The 21,145-nt window shown below is 39.9% G+C and carries 17 protein-coding genes; 8 read left to right on the plus strand and 9 right to left on the minus strand.

The annotated features are described in order from the left end of the window. Positions 1-316: 316 nt before the first annotated feature. Positions 317-1,126, minus strand: a complete 810-nt coding sequence (locus tag H5183_RS03125) for a sulfite exporter TauE/SafE family protein (protein ID WP_145233936.1) — start codon at positions 1,124-1,126, stop codon at positions 317-319. Positions 1,127-1,647: 521 nt separating this feature from the next. Here H5183_RS03125 and H5183_RS03130 point away from each other — a divergent pair. Beyond that, a complete protein-coding gene (locus H5183_RS03130; RefSeq protein WP_182730928.1) occupies positions 1,648-2,622 on the plus strand; it encodes a DUF1852 domain-containing protein in 975 nt (324 codons plus the stop codon). Between the two features lie 68 nt (positions 2,623-2,690). Further along, positions 2,691-3,740: a methionine synthase gene (locus tag H5183_RS03135; RefSeq protein ID WP_182730929.1), complete on the plus strand. Its 1,050-nt coding sequence runs from the start codon at positions 2,691-2,693 to the stop codon at positions 3,738-3,740. A 102-nt stretch (positions 3,741-3,842) separates the two neighbouring features. Here H5183_RS03135 and H5183_RS03140 read toward each other — a convergent pair whose 3' ends face one another. The 4 genes from H5183_RS03140 to H5183_RS03155 all read right to left on the minus strand — a co-directional run bounded on the left by H5183_RS03140 (position 3,843) and on the right by H5183_RS03155 (position 8,144). Further along, the gene (locus H5183_RS03140) at positions 3,843-4,274 is read right to left on the minus strand and encodes a DUF3859 domain-containing protein (protein WP_182730930.1); all 432 of its coding nucleotides are present in this window, start codon (positions 4,272-4,274) and stop codon (positions 3,843-3,845) included. 49 nt (positions 4,275-4,323) lie between these two features. Next, the gene (locus H5183_RS03145) at positions 4,324-6,147 is read right to left on the minus strand and encodes a protein kinase domain-containing protein (RefSeq protein WP_149981098.1); all 1,824 of its coding nucleotides are present in this window, start codon (positions 6,145-6,147) and stop codon (positions 4,324-4,326) included. A 320-nt stretch (positions 6,148-6,467) separates the two neighbouring features. Then, positions 6,468-7,394, minus strand: a complete 927-nt coding sequence (locus H5183_RS03150; RefSeq protein ID WP_149981097.1) for an electron transfer flavoprotein subunit alpha/FixB family protein — start codon at positions 7,392-7,394, stop codon at positions 6,468-6,470. Beyond that, positions 7,395-8,144: an electron transfer flavoprotein subunit beta/FixA family protein gene (locus H5183_RS03155; RefSeq protein WP_149981096.1), complete on the minus strand. Its 750-nt coding sequence runs from the start codon at positions 8,142-8,144 to the stop codon at positions 7,395-7,397. Between the two features lie 195 nt (positions 8,145-8,339). Between H5183_RS03155 and H5183_RS03160 the strand changes: the two genes are divergently transcribed. The 6 genes from H5183_RS03160 to H5183_RS03185 all read left to right on the plus strand — a co-directional run bounded on the left by H5183_RS03160 (position 8,340) and on the right by H5183_RS03185 (position 15,012). After that, a complete protein-coding gene (locus H5183_RS03160; protein WP_182730931.1) occupies positions 8,340-9,986 on the plus strand; it encodes an electron transfer flavoprotein-ubiquinone oxidoreductase in 1,647 nt (548 codons plus the stop codon). Between the two features lie 139 nt (positions 9,987-10,125). After that, positions 10,126-10,596, plus strand: a complete 471-nt coding sequence (locus tag H5183_RS03165; protein WP_145233918.1) for an acyl-CoA thioesterase — start codon at positions 10,126-10,128, stop codon at positions 10,594-10,596. Positions 10,597-10,818: 222 nt separating this feature from the next. Then, positions 10,819-11,391 carry an outer membrane beta-barrel protein gene (locus H5183_RS03170; protein ID WP_182717846.1) on the plus strand — a complete coding sequence of 191 codons (573 nt, stop codon included), beginning with the start codon at positions 10,819-10,821 and terminating at the stop codon, positions 11,389-11,391. A 108-nt stretch (positions 11,392-11,499) separates the two neighbouring features. Then, positions 11,500-12,204, plus strand: coding sequence for a tRNA (N6-threonylcarbamoyladenosine(37)-N6)-methyltransferase TrmO (gene tsaA, locus H5183_RS03175; protein ID WP_182717847.1), 705 nt, complete (start codon positions 11,500-11,502; stop codon positions 12,202-12,204). Positions 12,205-12,294: 90 nt separating this feature from the next. Then, positions 12,295-14,019 (plus strand): proline--tRNA ligase, encoded by a 1,725-nt coding sequence (locus tag H5183_RS03180; RefSeq protein ID WP_182730932.1) that lies wholly within the window; start codon positions 12,295-12,297, stop codon positions 14,017-14,019. A gap of 150 nt (positions 14,020-14,169) precedes the next feature. Then, entirely contained in the window at positions 14,170-15,012 is an 843-nt protein-coding gene (locus H5183_RS03185) for a UDP-2,3-diacylglucosamine diphosphatase (RefSeq protein ID WP_182730933.1), read from the plus strand. 17 nt (positions 15,013-15,029) lie between these two features. Here the strand turns inward: H5183_RS03185 and H5183_RS03190 are convergent, their stop codons facing one another. The 4 genes from H5183_RS03190 to H5183_RS03205 all read right to left on the minus strand — a co-directional run bounded on the left by H5183_RS03190 (position 15,030) and on the right by H5183_RS03205 (position 21,067). After that, positions 15,030-18,080, minus strand: a complete 3,051-nt coding sequence (locus H5183_RS03190) for an ATP-binding protein (protein ID WP_182730934.1) — start codon at positions 18,078-18,080, stop codon at positions 15,030-15,032. 191 nt (positions 18,081-18,271) lie between these two features. Further along, positions 18,272-19,480 (minus strand): ABC transporter permease subunit, encoded by a 1,209-nt coding sequence (locus tag H5183_RS03195; protein WP_182730935.1) that lies wholly within the window; start codon positions 19,478-19,480, stop codon positions 18,272-18,274. Beyond that, entirely contained in the window at positions 19,473-20,261 is a 789-nt protein-coding gene (locus tag H5183_RS03200) for an ATP-binding cassette domain-containing protein (protein ID WP_145233907.1), read from the minus strand. Before H5183_RS03200 ends, H5183_RS03195 begins: the two co-directional genes overlap by 8 nt. Then, positions 20,258-21,067 carry a DUF3025 domain-containing protein gene (locus tag H5183_RS03205; protein ID WP_145233905.1) on the minus strand — a complete coding sequence of 270 codons (810 nt, stop codon included), beginning with the start codon at positions 21,065-21,067 and terminating at the stop codon, positions 20,258-20,260. Before H5183_RS03205 ends, H5183_RS03200 begins: the two co-directional genes overlap by 4 nt. Positions 21,068-21,145: the final 78 nt, after the last annotated feature.

Genomic DNA, 21,145 nt, shown 5'->3' on the forward strand with positions numbered 1-21,145 from the left:
CTAGGTGCTAGGTGCTAGGTGCTAGGTGCTAGGTGCTAACAAATGTTTTAATAATTAAGCTGGCAGTGCCAGCTTTTTTGCGTTTATACGGATACTTTTCATAAATGTTCTAATGTACTTTCATTTAAAAAACGACTTAGCTTTCTCAGATTTAAGCCCTCATTTATTTCTCATTCTTTCCTCTTTGTGCAATAAAATTTTAGTGAATTATTCACAAAGAAATTAAGGTTCGCTGCGCTTAAAGAGCTAGCCTACGCAAATAGAGCCGATTTGATTAATTATTGGCTCTAATCGTATCACTGCAGCACCCTTTCATTTAATACATAATCATTTTGACAGCGGTTGCTAGCAATAATGCGGCGAAGATTTTTTTGACTAACGAGACTGGTAAGTAATGGGTGGCTTTGGCGCCTAACGGGGCGGTAAACCAGGATGTGCAAATAATACCGAATAACGCTGGTAAATACACAAATCCAGCAAATCCATCTTCTAGTGCAAAATGGCCGCTACCTGCGCTGATGTAACCAATTGAACCAAATAATGCGATAACAATGCCGCATGCGGATGCACACCCTATGGCTTTTTTCATATCGACTGAGAAGAACGTTAACAATGGTACCAAAAGCGCGCCTCCGCCAATACCGATCATCGCAGACAAGCCGCCGGTGATAGTGGTCATAATGGTTAACACACCTTTATTGGGCATGTCACGCTCAACCGATGGCTCACGCTTATTACTTACAAACATCTTTATCGCAATAAGTACCACTGTGACAGCAAACACTAAGCGAACAACCTGCTCAGGTAATAGTGCCGCTATAAAGCCACTGATAAGCGCCCCCAGTGCAACGCCCGTCATTACCCAAGGAGCAAGAGTCCATGGAACATTGCCATTTTTATGATGTGCGATTGCGGAAGACGTTGATGTAAATAATATTGATGCTAATGACGTTGCAATTGCGGCAATAACGACTTGCTCAGCTGGTAGAATTTCAAAATGCAGTAAAATAATACTCAACACAGGAACAATAACCAGTCCGCCCCCAATACCTAGCAGCCCTGCTAAAAAACCTACGCCACTGCCAAGTAAGGCGCAGTATAAAATCAACATTATCAATTCACTCATTGCGTTTATCTCTTATTATAATTTGGGAGCACTCATGCTAAATGAATGCGATTCTATTTCCTATTGAGCAGCTATCACTCACCATATTGGCCGCGAGTATATCAATATAACTGATGCCTATTGATATATTTGGCTACATTAAGCCCTGAATAATCCTCATGTTTTAGATGAAATAAATACAAGCCACCCATCTAGAAGTCTAAATGTTTGGATAGCCAAGTTGGAACTCTGTTTTTTCAAGTGCCACTTCAGATAATTTATCGCTAATGGCGTGCAATATTATTAGTTGATGAATACAGCTCATGTTTTAGGTGAAATTAAACCGTTTTTATTCATGTACCGATACACGTATAAATAGCTCAACTCTTAGAGACAACACAGTTTTACAGCGGTTTTAATCAAGCCATCAGGCACAACACAAAAACTGTGAACATCACTTACCGAGAGATCAGTAACGTTAATTCGCTCAAGAGCACAGCATAAACGCAGGTTTTAAATCAGATAATTGGATACAGATCACAATGACTAAAGATTTCACATTTACTATTAAGAGTATTTGTCTCGATGAAAATTATCATCCAGCAGCTAATACACGTATCACTACCAATTTTGCAAACTTGGCCAGAGGCAGTTATCGCCAAGCAAACTTACGCAACGCCTTAAAAATGATCGATAACCGTTTTAATGCCTTGGCGCAGTGGGATAACCCAAAAGCGGATCGTTATTCTGTAGAGCTTGAAATCATCTCTGTTGATATGGATATTGCTGGCAGTGGTAATAGCTTTCCATCGATTGAAATATTGAAAACAAATATTGTTGATCATCACACTAACAAACGCATTGAAGGCATTGTAGGAAATAATTTTTCCTCCTATGTGCGCGACTATGATTTTAGCGTATTACTGCAAAAACATAATAAAGATCAGCCTAAATTTAGTATTCCTGATAACTTTGGCGAGCTGCATGGCAAACTATTTAAATATTTTATTAGTTCTGACAGCTACAAAAAGCACTTTAAAAAGCCGCCAGTAATATGCCTAAGTGTTTCGGATAACAAGACCTATCATCGTACTGAAAATCAACACCCTGCGTTAGGTGTTGAATATCAGCCAAATGAACCGTCTTTGACTGAGCAATATTTCAAAAAAATGGACTTGCAGGTGCGTTATTTTATGCCGCCAAATAGTGTAGCGCCCTTAGCCTTTTATTTTGTTGGTGATTTGCTAAATGATTACACTCATCTTGAGCTTATTAGCACTATTAGCACAATGGAGACATTTCAAAAAATCTACCGACCAGAGATCTATAATGCCAATGCGACTGCGGGGAAATCATATCAACCAAATTTGAAGAACCTAGATCATTCACTCACGCAAATTGTTTATGACCGTGAAGAGCGCAGTAAATTGGCGAATGAACAGGGGAAATTTGCTGAGCAGCACTTCATCAAGCCATATCAAACAGTGCTTGAGCAATGGTCTGCTAATTACGCGTAATAGCGAGTTAAATCGTTAGATTCAATCGCAACTTAAAAAGTTAACCCAAATAAATGGCATTATTTATTATGAAAACATCTATTAGCAAAACAATATTACCGACTTCAACTGCAGGCAGCTTACCTAAACCTTCATGGCTTGCAGAGCCAGAGACTCTTTGGTCACCTTGGAAACTTCAAGGTGATGAATTAATTAACGGCAAACAAGATGCATTACGGATCTCTCTACAAGAGCAACAACGCGCAGGTATTGATATTGTCAGTGATGGCGAACAAACACGCCAACACTTTGTTACCACATTTATTGAGCACCTTAACGGTGTAGATTTTGAAAACCGTAAAACGGTGAGAATTCGTGACCGGTATGATGCCAGTGTACCTACTGTGGTAGGTCCTGTTAGTCGTATAAAACCGGTTTTTGTTGATGATGCTAAGTTTTTACGCAGCCAAACCAAACAACCGATCAAATGGGCGCTACCAGGTCCTATGACTATGATAGATACACTTTATGATGACCATTATAAAAGCCGCGAACAGCTCGCTTGGGAATTTGCCAAAATTCTTAATCAAGAAGCCAAAGAACTAGAAGCTGCGGGGGTTGATATCATTCAATTTGATGAGCCTGCATTTAACGTGTTTTTTGATGAGGTAAATGATTGGGGAATTGCGTGTTTAGAAAGAGCCATTGAAGGCCTTAAATGCGAAACGGCCGTGCATATTTGTTATGGTTATGGCATCAAAGCCAATACAGATTGGAAAAAAACGTTAGGCTCAGAATGGCGACAATACGAAGAAGCATTTCCAAAACTGCAGCAATCTAATATTGATATTATCTCATTAGAATGTCACAACTCTCATGTACCAATGGAACTACTTGAACTTATTCGCGGTAAAAAAGTAATGGTAGGCGCCATTGACGTTGCCACCAATACCATAGAAACACCAGAGGAAGTGGCAAATACGCTACGTAAAGCACTGCAGTTTGTCGATGCTGACAAGCTCTACCCGTGTACTAACTGTGGTATGGCTCCGCTACCTCGCGCAGTTGCAAGAGGTAAGCTCAATGCGTTAACCGCAGGCGCAGAGATTATTAGAAATGAGCTGGCTCAAAGTAATTAAAATCTAATTTATTTCATGAGGTGGAGTAACCACCTCGTCCTAATTTATTTTCAACAATTACACTTACTACAAATACAATAAGCCTATATACACATAAAGTATTTAATACCCGCGCTTTTGCCAAAACTCAATTTCTGACATGGACTCTTGTTCAAACACTGAAAATGTTTTATCGGCAATCAGTTTACCGTTTAGCTCTATGGTCATGCGCCAGTCACCTATTTTATTGCTGATAGGTTGCCACAAGGTATCACCTAAGTAAAAGTGCCAGTCATTGTCTTTAACGTATTCAAAGCCGTCAAATGGTGGCATTACCTCACCATCAGCATCCGGTATGTCAGGATGATAAATACAATAATGAAGCTTTTCGCCTTTGGCTTTTTTAATATTAATAATAAAACCAAACTCCACATCGAGTTGTGCGGGTACTTTTGTGGTAAATGCTTGAATTTGCGGCAAGGCTTTTGATGATGAGTCCCACTTTGTATAAATACCAAAGCTTTGCATAGTGATTGCGGGCTTAGTTTTTGCCATTATTTATCCTTTTTTTGATGCATTAGTTTAACGTATTTACACGGCAAAATTAAGCGCCAAAACGTTTAGGATCTTTAGGATAGAAAAAATCAGGCTGGCGATCACACAAGGCAAACTCACGGGTATTTTTGTAAGGTAGTTTCATAAACCCGGCAACCCCCACATCAGTAATGCTCACCGCATATTGCATCAACTTATTAAGCAAACGCTTAAACTGTGCTTCTTTAGTGCCATCTAACAAACGATAGTAATGATGTATTTTCATTCTATCTGGTAAAGCTTCAAAAATAATGCAGCCGGTATGATGTATTTGGTTTAACTCAAATACGCATTTGATCACTTTTTTAGGTAGCTGCAGTTGCTCGTCCGGATCTTTACCGTCTTCAAAATAAGAATGTGGTCGGGTGACTTCTGAGCTTTTTAAATTCATTACCTCATAGTCAAGCTCTGGAAGTTGTTCAAACTTAAATGCCCCTGTGCCATCACGCTCCAGTTGAATGGTCTTTCTGGCATCAAATAAACAACACTTAAATAAGCCTTTTTGATGAATGCCTTGTGCCAACATCACGGTATTATTAACCGCTTGGGTAAAAGCATGGCCTAGACTTTCGTCATGCATGATCAGTGATGATTCAACGAACAGTGATTCTTCTTTCCAATGAAAGCTTAAGCCACCTACTACTGGGTATTTCGCTAATCGGCTGATAGACGCTAAAAATGCTTTTTCAGTATCGCCAGTATCAAACAGGAATTCTTTATAATATCGGTCCAATTGAGCGTCATTTACATCAAGCAGTTGTTGGTTATGGTCGGCTTGGCGTAAAAATTGTTTACGTGAACTATAAACCACAGTATCAGGTAGTTCGTCATCGTTACCAAACCAAAATGGAATATTGGCTCGCACATCTTCAGCTAAATTGAGCTCTGGTAAATATGCTTTAGCCATAGCAGGCATATTTCGCATAAAGTAATCACCCGCCCCGTCTCTTGTAATTTTATTTTTAGAGAGCATACCGTCAATCACTTTTGCAAGCTCCATAGGGAGCCCTAGTGAACTGGCTGGGATCACTTGCGCGCCAAATCGGCATGATTGTGCAGAAGCCAGTGCGTATAAGGTCGACGCCACGCCTTGCTCATCAAAACGCGGCGATGATTTAGCACCTGACATTTGCTCATCACCAATAAAATACACATCCCCCATCCGCGCATTGGTGGTACTTAAATCGCCAGACATTAAATCCATAAAGTTACTGGTGATTGGCTCGCCATTACTGTCTATTTGGGCATACACTGAGCTGCCCCAGTCCACCAGCGATAAGCCTTGGGTATGTTCATCCCACACTAGATTAGAGGGCTTGATATCGCCATGCACAATCGGTTGTGGCGTTATGCCATTTTGCTGAGTGCGTAGGTCTATTAATACATTACGTAGTTTTAGCGCTAAACTGGTGATTGCTGCGGCGCTAAAGCGGCCTTTTTTAAGTGATACTTTTTCTAAGTCTTCGCCCAGCGCGCGGGCCATCATTAAAATGCCCTGCTTTTTTATCCGTTCAAAAGCATAAAACTTAGGCACTAATGGGTTATCAACTTGCGAGAGCATATACGCTTCGTCCTCAAGTCGATCACGTACACTTTGCGCCAAGGTGATACGTGAAAATTTAAACACCCAAGGAAGTTTACGCTCATCTAAACCCGCAAATACAAATCCAAAAGCACCCGAGCCAATCATTTCAACCTGGCTGTAGCCTAAATTAGTGAGTTGCTTAATACAGATATTCAACCATTGGCGGTGTTTTTTGGCGTCATGGTGCGAAAGCAAATAGACCGACTGCTCTTCATTGATATAAAAATTGCGGATTGCTTTGGTTTTCACTGCGAGGTCTCAACGTATTCTAAAAAATGTAAGGGATAAGGGTGACGCTAGCTTATTGATTATTAATTTTTTAGTTCTAAATTTCTAGTCATTTAGCCTCAGCTTAGCGTGTCCTGACATTTTGCGCAAAAAAAGTGTAAAAAGGCAATCTGTGTTAAAAAATAATGCCCCCAACTCACTAAACGACAGGTGATACTCCTTATTCATGGTAATTGCTTAGTTAGATAATACAGACTTTCTGATTGGTAAAATAAAAGAAAAAAAGCCGCGTGATCAGCGAACTGATCACAACAGCTTTTAACAACCAGAATCGTTATAAATTAGAGTGCTTGTTCAAGCTCTGGTAGCACATCAAATAAATCTGCTACTAAACCATAATCCGCCACTTGGAAGATTGGCGCATCGGGATCTTTATTGATAGCCACAATTACTTTTGAGTCTTTCATACCCGCTAAGTGCTGAATTGCGCCACTAATACCTACGGCAATATATAAGTTAGGCGCAACGATCTTACCGGTTTGACCCACTTGCATATCGTTTGGCACAAAGCCTGCGTCAACCGCAGCACGAGACGCACCAATTGCCGCGCCTAGTTTATCGGCAATACCATTAAGTAATGAAAAGTTCTCGCCATTTTGCATACCGCGTCCACCTGATATAACCACTTGCGCAGCAGTTAACTCTGGACGCTCAGATTCGGTTTGCTCTACACTTACAAATGCGCTTAATTCACTGCTAAACACAGAATCAACAACACGACTCTCAGCGGGAGCTTGCTCACCTTGCAGATCAAAGCTACTTGCACGAACGGTGAGCACTTTTTTGCTATCCAGTGATTTTACAGTTGCGATGGCATTACCTGCATAGATTGGGCGTTTAAATGTATCAGCGTCAACCACATCAATGATTTCTGAAATTTGTGCAACATCAAGTAATGCAGCAACACGTGGCATAAAGTTTTTGCCCGTTGTAGTGGCACTAGCAACAAGATGCGAATAATCTGGCGCAAGCGATAATACTAAATCTGCGATGTTTTCAGCTAACTGATGCGCATACTCGCTATGATCAGCCACCAGCACAGTGTTTACACCTGCAATACTGGCCACTATTTCACTCATTGGTGCTACGTTTTCACCAGCAATTAGTACATCAACAGCAAAACCAAGCTTTAATGCTGCGTTTATGGTTTTAGAAGTTTCAGGCTTTAAACTGCCATTGTCATGATCTGCTATAACTAATGTTTTCATTTAAATCACCTTCGCTTGTGTTTTTAATAAATCAACTAACTGCGCTACATCATCAACAATGATACCGCCACTGCGTTTTGCCGGTTCATGTACCGCAACAAGTTCGATACGCGGGGTTAAGTCTACACCTAAGCTATCAGCTGCAATTACCTCAAGTGGTTTACGTTTGGCTTTCATAATATTTGGCAATGATGCATAACGGGGTTCATTCAAACGTAAGTCTGTTGTGACTACGGCCGGTAACTTTAATGCCACGGTTTGTAAACCGCCATCAACTTCACGCGTCACATTAACAGTGCCATTTGCTATGTCGACCTTTGATGCAAACGTACCTTGCCCGCGCCCAGTAAGAGCCGCCAGCATTTGACCTGTTTGATTGTTATCTGAATCAATCGACTGTTTACCTAAAATTACCAGTTCAGGGGCTTCTTGCTCGACGATTTTAGCAAGCAGCTTTGCAACGTGCAGTGATTCTAATTTTTCGTCAGTCTCAATATGAATCGCTTTATCGGCGCCCAGTGCCAGAGCTGTACGTAATTGTTCTTGAGATGCTTTAGCACCAATGGTTACAGCAATCACTTCAGTGGCAGTGCCCGCCTCTTTTAAGCGGATAGCTTCTTCAATGGCAATTTCGCAAAATGGGTTAAGTGCCATTTTCACATTAGTTAGATCAACGTCGCTATTATCTGCTTTAACGCGTGCTTTTACGTTGTAGTCGATAACTCTTTTTATTGGAACGAGAACTTTCATAGGAACTCCATAATTATTTAAACCTACAAGCTAACGTGTACGTCAACCTATTTATTTTATGAAATCAGACTACTTCCTGTTGACGTAAACGTCAACCTAAAATAACCTTAAACTATTCATCGCCTGTAACGTTTCATTTGCAAGTATGAAATTGCCCTCGTAAAGGCACAGGTCCGTCACATAAAAGAGGTTAATATGGTCGAACGCGAAACCATGGAATTTGATGTCGTTATTGTCGGCGCAGGCCCAGCAGGCTTAGCTACCGCCATACGATTAGCGCAACAAGCACAAGAAAAACAACAAGAGTGCATGATCTGCGTGGTTGAAAAAGGCTCCGAAGTGGGCGCCCATATTTTATCGGGCGCAGTATTTGAAACCACCGCTTTGGACGAGTTACTGCCCAATTGGCAAGAACTTGGCGCACCAGTGACCACTAAAGTAACCAGTGATGAAATATATTGGTTTAATAATGACAGCAAAGCCACCGCTATCCCTCACTTTGCCGCACCTAAAACATTTCATAATTCTGATAACTATATTGTCTCTATGGGTAATGTATGCCGCTGGCTTGCAGAGCAAGCAGAAAACCTAGGGGTTGAGATTTTCCCAGGTTTTAGCGCACACTCACTGATTATTGAAGATGACACAGTAAAAGGCATTATTACCGGCGATATGGGCCTTGATAGCAATGGTAATGAAAAAGATGGCTTTATGCCTGGCATGGAACTTCGTGCTAAATACACTGTATTTGCTGAAGGTTGTCGTGGTCACTTAGGTAAACAGCTGATCAATCAATTTGCACTTGATCAAGATGCCTCACCGCAACATTATGGTTTAGGCTTTAAAGAAATTTGGCAAATCGATCCTGCTAAACACAAGCAAGGCACGGTAGTTCATGGCACCGGTTGGCCCTTAAGTGCAGATACTAACGGTGGTGCGTTTATGTACCACAGTGATAATAATCAAGTTGTAGTCGGCTTAATTGTTGATTTAAATTACTCAAACCCGCATTTAAGCCCGTTTGATGAATTTCAGCGCATGAAACACCACCCAATATTTAAAGATGTATTAGCCGGTGGCGAACGTATTGCTTATGGCGCTCGTGCGATTGCAAAAGGTGGCTTGCACTCATTACCAAAAATGCACTTCCCGGGTGGTTTGTTGGTCGGCTGTGATGCTGGCACCTTGAATTTTGCCAAAATCAAAGGCAACCACACAGCGATGAAGTCAGGTATGATTGCCGCTGAGGTGATCTTTAGCGCGCTTACAAACGAGCAACAGCATACTGACTTAGTTGACTACAGCGAAGCATTTAAAAAAAGCTGGGCTTATAAAGAGCTATACCAATCACGTAACTTTGGCCCTGTGATGCATAAGCTAGGAAAATTTCTTGGTGGTGCGTATAACACCCTTGATCAAAATATTTTTGCAGGGGCATTACCTTTTACTTTTAAAGATAATATCCCAGATCACGCAACGCTAGTTGATAAAAATCAGGCCAGTGTCATTGATTACCCGAAGCCTGATGGTCAACTCAGCTTTGATAAATTATCTTCGGTGTTTTTATCAAATACCAATCATGAAGAATCTCAGCCGTGTCATTTAAAACTAAAAAATAGCGCTATTCCTATCGATGTTAACTTAGTTAAATTTGACGAGCCTGCTCAGCGCTATTGCCCGGCGGGTGTGTATGAGATACAGCAAATTGCCGGCAAAGACGAGTTTGTGATCAATGCACAAAACTGCGTGCATTGTAAAACCTGCGATATTAAAGATCCGAGCCAAAACATCACCTGGGTAACACCTGAGGGAGCCGGTGGTCCCAACTACCCAAATATGTAATCTAAATACAATTAAAGCGCTTGATACAGCGTTAAAATAATATTTTACATATAAATTATAAACCTATCCTAAATTGCAGGGGCTTCGGCCCCTTTTTTGCGCTATGCTAATAAGAATTATATATGAGTGAGATATTTTTATGCCGTCGTCTAATGTTGTATTCCGTTTTTTAGCAGAGCCCACCGATGTGAATTTTGGCGGGAAGGTTCATGGCGGTGTCGTCATGAAGTGGATTGACCAAGCAGGTTATGCCTGCGCTGCTGGTTGGAGTGGTCATTACTGTGTCACTGTATCTGTCGCTGGGGTTAAATTTCGTCGCCCTATTCTAGTTGGTCAAATTGTTGAAGTTGAAGCTAAAATTGCCCACACTGGTAAAACCAGTATGCAAATCTTTATACAAGTTCGTTGTGGCGATCCGAAAACACGTAATTTAGTTGAGACTAACCACTGTGTAATTAGCTTTGTTGCCATGGACGAAACAGGTTACCCCGTAGCAGTGCCAGAATACATCGCAGTGAGTAATGAAGACAAAAAATTAGAAAACTACGCAATTAAGATGAAAGAGATTGCCATAGAAACTGAAACTTTATTGCATAAATCAGAACCCTAATCACCTAAACTATCTATCTGTAAAAGCTACATCCTAGTCAGAAATCTTTTCTCCAGCCAAACTGAACGAGCGTTTAAATAGCGCTCATTGGTATACTTTATATGCTATAAAAGACTATAACTGGCTGTTTTTAAGCCAAATTAATCATGGCACGCACCATGCAATATTAAAATTAACCGGTAATTTAAAGGTTATATTTTTATTTTGTAAAGGAGCTATTAAATGATTAAATCAATTTCACTTTCTGCTATCTCATTAGCATTGTTAGGTTTTAATACTGCAGCTAGCGCAGAAACAACAAACATGGATTACCCTCGCGTATATACAGGTATTGGCTATGGTCAATACTCATTCAAATTTGAAGACTCTGATGACGACATCGATTTTGATGATGATTCACAAATGCTTAAGGGTTACGTTGGTACGCAATTTAATAAGTATTTAAGTTTAGAGCTTGCCTATCAAAACTTTGATGAAGTAAGCGATATTGATAGCTATGCTGAAGTTGATGGTGTGTCTTTGGCCGCACGGTTAGCTGCCCCTATTACGGATAGCTTCTCTGTCTATGCTAAAGGTGGTTGGCTAGAATGGGATGCTGAGGTAACCAGCGACCTTCCTGCTATTGGTAAGATATCAGCAGATCAAAGTGGAGGCGATGTATTTTATGGTGCAGGTATCGAATACGCATTCACCACCAACATGCAGGTACGCTTTGAGTATGAACGCTATGAACTAAAAGATGAAATTGATCCAGAAATGGATGTAGCATCGGTTTCATTCCAATATATGTTCTAAGAAATGCTTAACCTATTTTGAGGTTATTTAGCAGTAAAAGGCAGCTTCGAGCTGCCTTTTTTGTTGTTAGCGGTTAGAATATCGTATCTTTAACAGTAATTGAGTTTCATGAGCGATTTTCAACTAACGGCTATTGGCCATATTCAATCTCCTTATAAACAAAAGTTCGCCATTCCTCGCCAACCGCGTTTAGTTCCACAAGCAAAAGCTAAGTTGGTATTTGCTGCTGATTTTAACCGTGAAGAATTTGTTCGTGGTTTAGATGAATTTAGCCATATTTGGTTATTGTTTCGCTTTCATGAAACTGCTGATAAAGGCTACTCAGCCATGGTTAGACCACCGCGTTTAGGCGGTAATGAGCGCAAAGGCGTATTTGCCACACGCGCGACCTTTAGACCCAATGCCATAGGCATGAGTGCCGTCAAGCTTGAAGGCATAGAGTATAAAAATGGCCAGCTGTGTTTATTATTGGCAGGCATAGATTTACTTGATGGCACCCCGATTTTAGACATCAAACCATATTTACCTTATTCAGATGCCATGGTTGATGCCACTGCAGGCTTTGCTGACACGCGCCCAGAAACGCAAATGACCGTTGAGTTTAGCCCGCAAGTGCAGGCGTTTATTGAACAGCAAACCAACTTCCCACAGTTGCATGACTTTATTAGTAATGTACTTAAGCAAGATCCTCGCCCTGCCTATAAAAAGCAAAAAGAGGGTGAACAAAGTTATGGAATGACCTTGTATGATTTTAATATCCGTTGGCAAGTAAACGACGAGCATAACTATGTCACTAGCATAGAAAAAAGTTAGAAAAACACACTTAGCGCTTTAGTGTAAAAGCAACCGCTGCTAAACTGAGTGCCCAATTGAAATAATAATTTTATAACTATCGGAATAAACATGCGTACCAGTCAATATATACTCGCAACACTTAAAGAAACGCCATCAGATGCTGAAATTGTATCGCATCAATTAATGTTAAGAGCGGGCATGATCCGTCGCGTCGCGTCGGGCCTATATACTTGGTTACCCTCTGGATTACGCGTGTTACGAAAAGTCGAAAACATTGTGCGTGAAGAAATGGACAAATCAGGTGCAATCGAAATGTTGATGCCTGTTATTCAACCTGCGGATCTATGGGAAGAGTCTGGCCGTTGGGAGCAGTTTGGCCCAGAACTTATGCGTTTTACTGACCGTCACAATCGTACTTTCGCGTTAGGACCAACCCATGAAGAAGTGATCACTGACTTTGTTCGTAAAGAAGTAAGTTCGTATAAACAATTACCGCTTACTTTGTACCAAGTACAAACAAAAGTGCGCGACGAACGTCGTCCTCGTTTTGGGGTTATGCGCGCGCGTGAATTTACTATGAAAGATGCCTATTCATTTCATTTAAGTGAAGAATGTTTAGATGCAACTTATCAAGTAATGCACAAAGCATACTGTAATATATTCGATCGCTTAGGCCTTGATTACCGTCCTGTTATTGCTGATACCGGCTCTATCGGTGGTAGTGTATCTCATGAATTTCATGTGTTAGCTGAATCAGGTGAAGATGCTATCGCCTTTAGTGATAAAAGTGACTATGCAGCAAACATCGAAAAAGCAGAAGCATTAGCGCCAAGTGAAGCGCGCCCTGCTGCCGCAAAAGAATTAAAAGCATTCCCAACGCCTGATGCGAAAACTATCGACGAGCTAAAGAAACACTATGGTGTTAAACCTCATCGCAGTGTTAAAACACTGATTGTTTACGGCGCGCCAAATGAAGATGGTCAACGTGGTTTAGTTGCATTAGTAATACGTGGCGATCATGAGCTTAACGAACTTAAAGCTGAAAAACATCCATTAGTAGATTCTCCACTGGAAATGGCAAACGAGGCTGACATAATTGCAGCCATTGGTGCTAAACCGGGTTCATTAGGCCCTGTTGGCTTAAACATGCCAATTTTAGTAGACCGTACAGCCAACGTAATGGCTGATTTTGTAGCTGGTGCTAACAAAGATGACGAGCATTACAGCGGTATTAACTGGGATCGCGATGTAACTGAGTATGAAGTTGCTGATCTACGTAATATTGTCGAAGGTGATCCTAGTCCATGTGGTAATGGTACTTTACATATTAAACGCGGTATTGAAGTTGGCCATATCTTCCAGCTTGGTACTAAGTACTCAGAAGCGATGAAAGCGGGAGTATTAAACGAAAGCGGTAAAAACCAAATAATGACTATGGGTTGTTATGGTATTGGTGTATCGCGTATTGTCGCAGCGGCTATTGAACAAAATAATGATCAATACGGCATTATTTGGCCACAGCCAATCGCCCCATTCGATTTAGCCATTGTGCCAATGAATATGCATAAATCGCATCGTATACCGGATATCGCTAATAACCTTTACGACGGTTTAAAAGCCGCAGGCTTAGACGTGTTATTTGATGACCGTAAAGAGCGCCCAGGTGTGATGTTTAACGACATGGAATTACTCGGTGTACCTTTCACGTTGGTAATTGGTGAGCGTAATCTTGATGAAAACAAGGTTGAGTTGAAAAATCGCCGTACTGGTGAAAAATTAATGATAGATATTGATACCGCTGTTGAAGCAATCAAAGCGGCCATGAACGCTTAATCATCAGCACCTTCTGAAAAAAAAAACCGCGTAATGCGGTTTTTTTGTTTTTGCACGATCATTAATTGTCATAGATGTTTCGTCAAACAGTCTTATAAACGTCATTCAAGTTGCTTAACTTTGTTGTTATTACACCGTGAGTAACCTCCTATGCACGACATCGAAAAAAGTGATAAAAAGTACTACCCAGCTGTTTGGATCTCAGATGTACATTTAGGCTATAAAGATTGTCAAGCAGATTACCTACTCGACTTTTTAAATAGTATTGAGTGCGATACCCTTTATCTAGTGGGTGACATCGTCGATTTATGGTCTATGAAGCGAAATTTTTATTGGCACCCTAGTCACTATCAAGTATTAGCTTGTATTCAAGCCAAAGCAGTTCAAGGTACTCGAGTGATTTATATTCCCGGCAATCACGATGAAACATTCCGACACTACGTCAATAACAGCCTATTTGGTATTGAAGTCCACCAGCAGTTTATTCACACAACCAAAGCCAACAAACGATTTCTTCTGGTTCACGGTGATGATTTTGACTCAGCAACTCGGTATAACAAACTGATCAGTATTGCCGGTGATACAGGTTATGACTTTTTACTGTTTTTAAATCGCTGGACTAATCGTATTCGACGCCTATATGGTGGTAACTATTGGTCACTTGCTGCTTGGATAAAAGCCCGCGTTCATAAAGCGCGTGAAGCAATAGAGGCATTTGAAAATGCTGCTATTCATGAGGCTAAAAAGCAAGGCGTAGACGGTATTATTTGCGGTCATATTCATCACCCACAACTCAAAGTCGTTGATGGCATTGTTTACTGTAATGATGGCGATTGGATAGAAAGTTGTACCGCAGTAGTAGAGCAAGAAAATGGTCGTATCGAATTGCTACACTGGTCTGACACTCAAACAGTGATTAATTCTGCTGATATTACCAAACTTAATCAAAATCTTGGTGGACCAAAGGCTAAACCTGAAAAATCAGTAGCTTAAAATTTAGACTGTGTGGTTTATTTTAACCACATCGCTAATTTGTCTTTCAAAACTTTTGGCTTTATGGGTTTGGTAATATAATCATTCATACCAGCTGTAATACAGCGTTCTCTGTCACCTGCCATAGCGCTGGCAGTCATAGCGATAATAGGCACTTTCGCATAGTCAGCACCAGCTTTGTTGCAGCGAATTGCAGAGGTCGTGTCATAGCCATTGAGGTTTGGCATTTGGCAATCCATTAAAATCAGATCAAATAAAAGTGTTTGCTCTGTATTTAATATTTCTAGCGCATCGAGGCCATCGCTGGCACATACAATAGTGACACCGGTATTTTTTAATATTGCTTTGGCAACTTCAAGGTTGATCATATTATCATCAACCAATAACACTTTAAAATTTGAGAAATCGTATTCAACATATTCTGTTTGCTCACTACCTTGGCTAGCAACCAAAAAACTATTATTAACACCAAACAAACTTGCTAACTTATAGCTAAATTGATCTTGAGTAAGCGGCTTATTAAGTACATGGCAATTTTCAGGTACCTGCTCTTTGGCTTTTTTACTAAGCAATAAATCACGCAAGATTAATACATATTTTTTATTCTGCTTATTACATAAATTAATCAGTGTTTGTAAGTATGGGTGATCATTATCAACAACCAGTAAATCAACTTTTAACTCTTGATATTGTGCTTGGTAGTCAAATCGTTGAATATTATTGGCTGCTACTTGGCAATTTTTAATCAATAAATTAGTGACATTGTTATATACACTGTCGCTATCTATTAGCACGCCAACCTGAATATCTTTTGCCAACTCAACGGCAGTATTAAGCTTTTTCTCGGCTGCAATATGTAATTGCACTTGCGCTGTAAAACAGCTTCCCTTGCCCTTTTCACTGGTTACACTAATATCACCGCCCATCAATTGTGCCAGCTTACGACAAATTGATAAACCAAGCCCTGTACCTCCAAAGTGGCGAGTGGTACTGGTGTCCTCTTGGGTAAAGGCCTCAAACAGCTTATCGATATTTTTTTCAGCAATGCCGATGCCTGAGTCTTCAATAACAAAGCTCATTAATAACTTTTCTTCAGTAAGATACTGACACCCAACAGTCAAACTGACTTCACCTTGATGAGTAAATTTGAATGCATTATTAAGTAAGTTTATTAATATTTGTTTTAATCGGTGGCTATCTCCGACTAACATACGGTCAATAACTTTATCAGTATACAAAAACACTTCTAAGCCTTTACGCTGTGCTTGCAGTGCCATTGAGGTGATCATATCACTGCATACAGTAATCACATCAAAACTGTGATTATCAATATCAAGTTTACCAGCTTCGATTTTTGAAAAATCCAAGATGTCATTAATCAATGTCATTAATGAGTTAGCGCTGCTATTGGCCAGCTCTAAATATTGCTGTTGCTGCTGCGTTAGCGTGTCTTCTTTGAGCATTTCCAGCATCCCTAATACACCATTCATAGGCGTACGTATTTCATGGGAAATATTAGCAATAAAATCACTTTTTGTTTTACTGGCTGCCAAGGCTTGTTCAATCGCACTTTCAAGTTCAGTTGTGCGTTGTCGTACTTTTTGCTCTAACGTACTATTGAGTTTTTCAAGCTCAACTTGAGTCTGTTTAAGTGAATTAATGTTTCGTAAAATCGCTGCAACTTGGTAGCGCTGGGTAAAAATATCAAACACGCTAGTAAGTGTAATTGAGTAAAAGTGTTGTTGATCCTGAGGATCGATAAACACGCCTTCAAATTGTGGCTTTGATCCATGTGCTATTGTTTCATCAATACATGACTTGTCACTTTCAGTAAGCGTAAATAGTTGCGTAAACCGGGTGTGATCAATAATGATATCAAAGCACTGTAACGCTGTTTTATTAGCATTACTGATAAGGCCATCCTCTTGTACGGTTAAAATTGCATCGAGAGAATTTTCAATAATCTTGTTATTACGCTCCTTCAAGGAGTGAAGCTCTAATTTGCGGTTTATATACCTTTGGTATAACCACACTAATAACCACAAAGCAGTGAAAAGTGAAATAATTACCAGCACAAAATGATCTCGACGCTTAGCAACGTCTTTTGCCAAAATATCGGTATTAATTGATACCGCAAGTTCAAGGGGCAACATGCTAATGTTATTTTCTAAACTAATACGTTGTTTTAAATAATAATGACTTGGTAAATCATGAAAAGGTAAAGTCGCTTGGCTGCTCATATCTTGGCTTTGACTAAATACACTTGACCAAGTAATGTCTTGACCAAACTCAAAACCAAATCGTAGTTTAGGATCTGGGTGAAATAAAAACTGCTGCTGATCATTTAACAGATAAACATCAACCCCAGCAGGTGAACTAAAAGTAACATTATTAAATAACTCATCAGCAAAATAATTGGTTACTAATACAGCAAACACTGTTCCTTGTTTATTAAATACCGGCTTAGCAACTCGGTAGGTACTCACGTAGGGGATCTGAATTTGGCCATGCTCTCGGTTATAGTTAATCGGTGATATATAGACAGATTCACTATCTAACTTGCTGGCATTAAGCATGTAATCCCGCTGCCCTTTTTGTTGTAATAAGTCTCCCTCTAGGCGAACCAAAGCATCATTGATCCTATCAACACGGACAATTTCTTGACCATTATCAGCAAGGGTAATATATCTGGCTTGTAATAGCTGCGGGTCAGTGCGCATAAAGCCACTAAATATTTCAGCTAAACGCGTTTGCCATATTGCGATGGGAGTATTTAATAGTGGATCAATAAGGTCATTTGCAGCGGCTCGGCTGATGCCACTGATAGGCGGTGTGGCATTTAAAAAGTTGATTGACGAAACACTGTCTTTTAAATGTCCTTTTAACATCAGTGCTTTTGTATCAAGCTCTTGCTGTAGTGTGGTTTGGGCAACCTGGTAAACATCTTTGCGTACTTTCAGCTCAAATATATATAAAGCAGGTATTGCGAGGATGAAAAAAAACAGCAATGCTAATAAAGAAAGTTTATTACTGCGAAATAAATTAAAAAATGTCAGTGAGTTGCGCATCAAAATTGCCAGTTTTCTTTCAAAACAAACTATATTATAGAGCAATTAAAAAGTTATCTCTGCGCTTTTTATCGATTCTTAGTTTTTCTAAGGAAACTATAGTAATAAAAAATGACGAGCTAGCCCGTCATTTTTATTATTTAACTGAGAGTATTGTAACAACCACGCCCAGCCTACTTCTTTATAATTTGTTACCTAAATAAGACTTCTTCTTTATTAAACCATTTAACACAAAATGCTAATAGTGCACCAGCAACAACGACGGTCGCTAAAAAGATTAGTCCAAGTAACGTGTAATCAATCGTACCTTTGATAATTTCTTTAATCGCTAAAGCCACATTAGTAACCGGTATAAATGCGGTTTTAGCTGTTAGCTCAACATTCGGTAGTAAAGCAACAATGATAGGAAATATCACCCCCATACTCAGTGGTGTCATGTAATTTTGTGCTTCTTTAAAGCTACGCGCATAAATCGATATTGCTAATGCAAGAGAAGAAAAAATCGCGGCGACGGGTAATAAAATAATAAAAATGAGTGCCAAATCTAATACGCGTAATGAACTAAATGCTGTTTTTATCACATCCAAATCAATGAAAGAAATCGCGATACTGATCCAAACGCCCATACTCAACACGGTTATCGTTGTGGTGGCGATTGACGCTGCAAGTAAAGTAATAAATTTACCTAATACAAGTTGCGTGCGGGTGATTGGTGTCAGTAGTAACGTTTCTAATGTGCCGCGTTCTTTCTCACCTGCACCTAAATCAATTGCTGGGTATGTTGCTCCCATCAATACTAATGGGATCAGTAAGTAAGGGATAAAGCCGCCTATTTTCTCACCTAAATTTTCTCGTTTATCAGCAGTATCAACTTTTACAACTTTGATTGGATCAATAATCGCACTTTGTTGCTCAACTGAAACACCATAGCTCAATAGTTTTTCAGCTCTTAGCTTATTACCAAATTCTTCAGCAAGCTCTGTTACTCTGTCGAATAAAAAGTTAATCGCTTTGGCATCGTTATAAACCACTTGCCACTGGCTTTGTTTTGCGTCATCAAGGTTTTGTTTGGCATCTGCGGGTAAGAAAATACCCATATCAATGGTGCCGGCTTTAACGGCCTCTGTAAGCTCTGCAACTGTATTAAAGGTGTGTTCACCTTTGTATAATTGAAAACTTTTATGATAAAAAACTTTATCTGTGAATGATTGCGCATATTCGCCATTGATAATGGCATAGGTATGAACTTTTTGTTCGGCTTCAAGTGTTGCTTGAGAACTAATAAATGCCATCACCGCAAATAATAATGGAAAGATAGCAACTGGTAATGCGACAATAAAAATGAGTGTTTTTTTATCTCGTAATAGCTCCTTTAATTCCTTTTTAAATACTTCAAACATTATTTTTCTCCGTCAAAATATTCATAAACGCTTGATTTAGTTCGTCGCTTTTACCCACTTTTTTAAATTCGTCAAGACTGCCGTCAAAACAACTGATACCTTCGTTGATCACCGCAACGCGGTCACACAGTAGCGCTACTTCATCTAAATGATGGGTTGAAAATATAACAGGAGTCCCTTGTGCTTTAAGCCGTTTGATAAACTCGATCACCGTTTGAGTGGTCATAATGTCTAATCCCGTGGTTGGCTCATCAAGTACCACGACTGCCGGATGGTGCACAACTGCGCGGGCTATATTGGCTTTTTGCTTCATACCCGTTGATAAATTATCAGCACGTTTATCAATAAAGCTATGCATGTCGAGTAAATCAAATAACTCTTCACACCGTGACCTAATCGCGTCTTTACCCATACCGTGCAGTTTTGCAAAATATTCGATATTTTCTTTTACCGTTAAACGGCCATATAAACCGGTACTGCCAGATAGAAAACCAATAGACTTACGACCAAATAGTGGTTTTTTTATGATGTCTTCACCAGCAATAATTATTTGCCCTTCATCGGGTTTTAACGCTGTCGAGATCATTCTTAGCGTGGTGGTTTTTCCTGCACCATTAGGGCCGAGTAAGCCCAGCACTTCGCCTTTATTACAATGAAAGCTGACATCTCGCACCGAATGAAAATAATCCTTATCTTCACGGGGATCTATTTTATCGACTTTGTTTTTTTTATGGTCTTTAGTTAGCTTAAATTTCTTTTTAAGCCCCGTAACTTCTATCATGTTCGTGTCCTTCGTTTTGGTCTAAAGTAATCTGTATTACTATAAAACTCGGGGTTATTATTATCATACCAGCCTGGTACGCCTAGCAGTGGTAATGGTGAGAGCTGGCTATTGTCCCTTAAACAGTTATCGACGCTAATCATCTCATAAAGGGTTTGATCAATATACTGATACTGCTGGGCTAAATCTTTACAAAATATGTCACTCGGTACTTTTACAAATAATGCTTTACCTGTCAGACCAATATACGGCTTTGTTAGCATTTCATAATTAGCGTGGCCGAACATAAATGGCGCAATGGTTTTCCCCCACAACGCTCTTTGCTCAATAAATGCCTGCTGCCATTGATGATTTTTAAGTAACGCAGGCCAAACATCATCACTTACAGCAAGTACAACCCCACATTCATCAAACAAGGTTAAGGCATTGCGGTGTTTTGAGCGTACTTTAGTGCCGTGAAGTGTGATCTCTTCAACATGGCGTTGATTGATTAATGCTTTAGTTTTAGGAAATAAACACCAGATAAGTCCACCAAATAAGTCATGCCAATTTTGTTGTCGCGTTGGTACTTTACCGGTATCAAAAATGATTTGCTCATAATAGCGCTCTTCCTCACTAAAGCAGGCGTCATCAACAAAGCGAATTGTTTGCTGATTTGCATTTTTAGCATCTAAAAATGATGAAAACCACGCACATTGCGGCCAGTCGGATAAACCATTTAAAGAAAACAGTGTATTTAAATGGCTAAATGCACCATTTTCTAAACTGGGGCTATGCCATTGTTCGTAAGGGGTAAAACGCTTCATGAGTATCTTTAGCTTTACAATTATTATGGTTGGAGTTTACCGCAAAAACTGGTTCTCTTTAATAGAAGTTCTTATACT

The sequence above is a fragment of the Pseudoalteromonas sp. SR44-8 genome, assembly GCF_014163635.1.
GTDB classification, from domain to species: domain Bacteria; phylum Pseudomonadota; class Gammaproteobacteria; order Enterobacterales; family Alteromonadaceae; genus Pseudoalteromonas; species Pseudoalteromonas rhizosphaerae.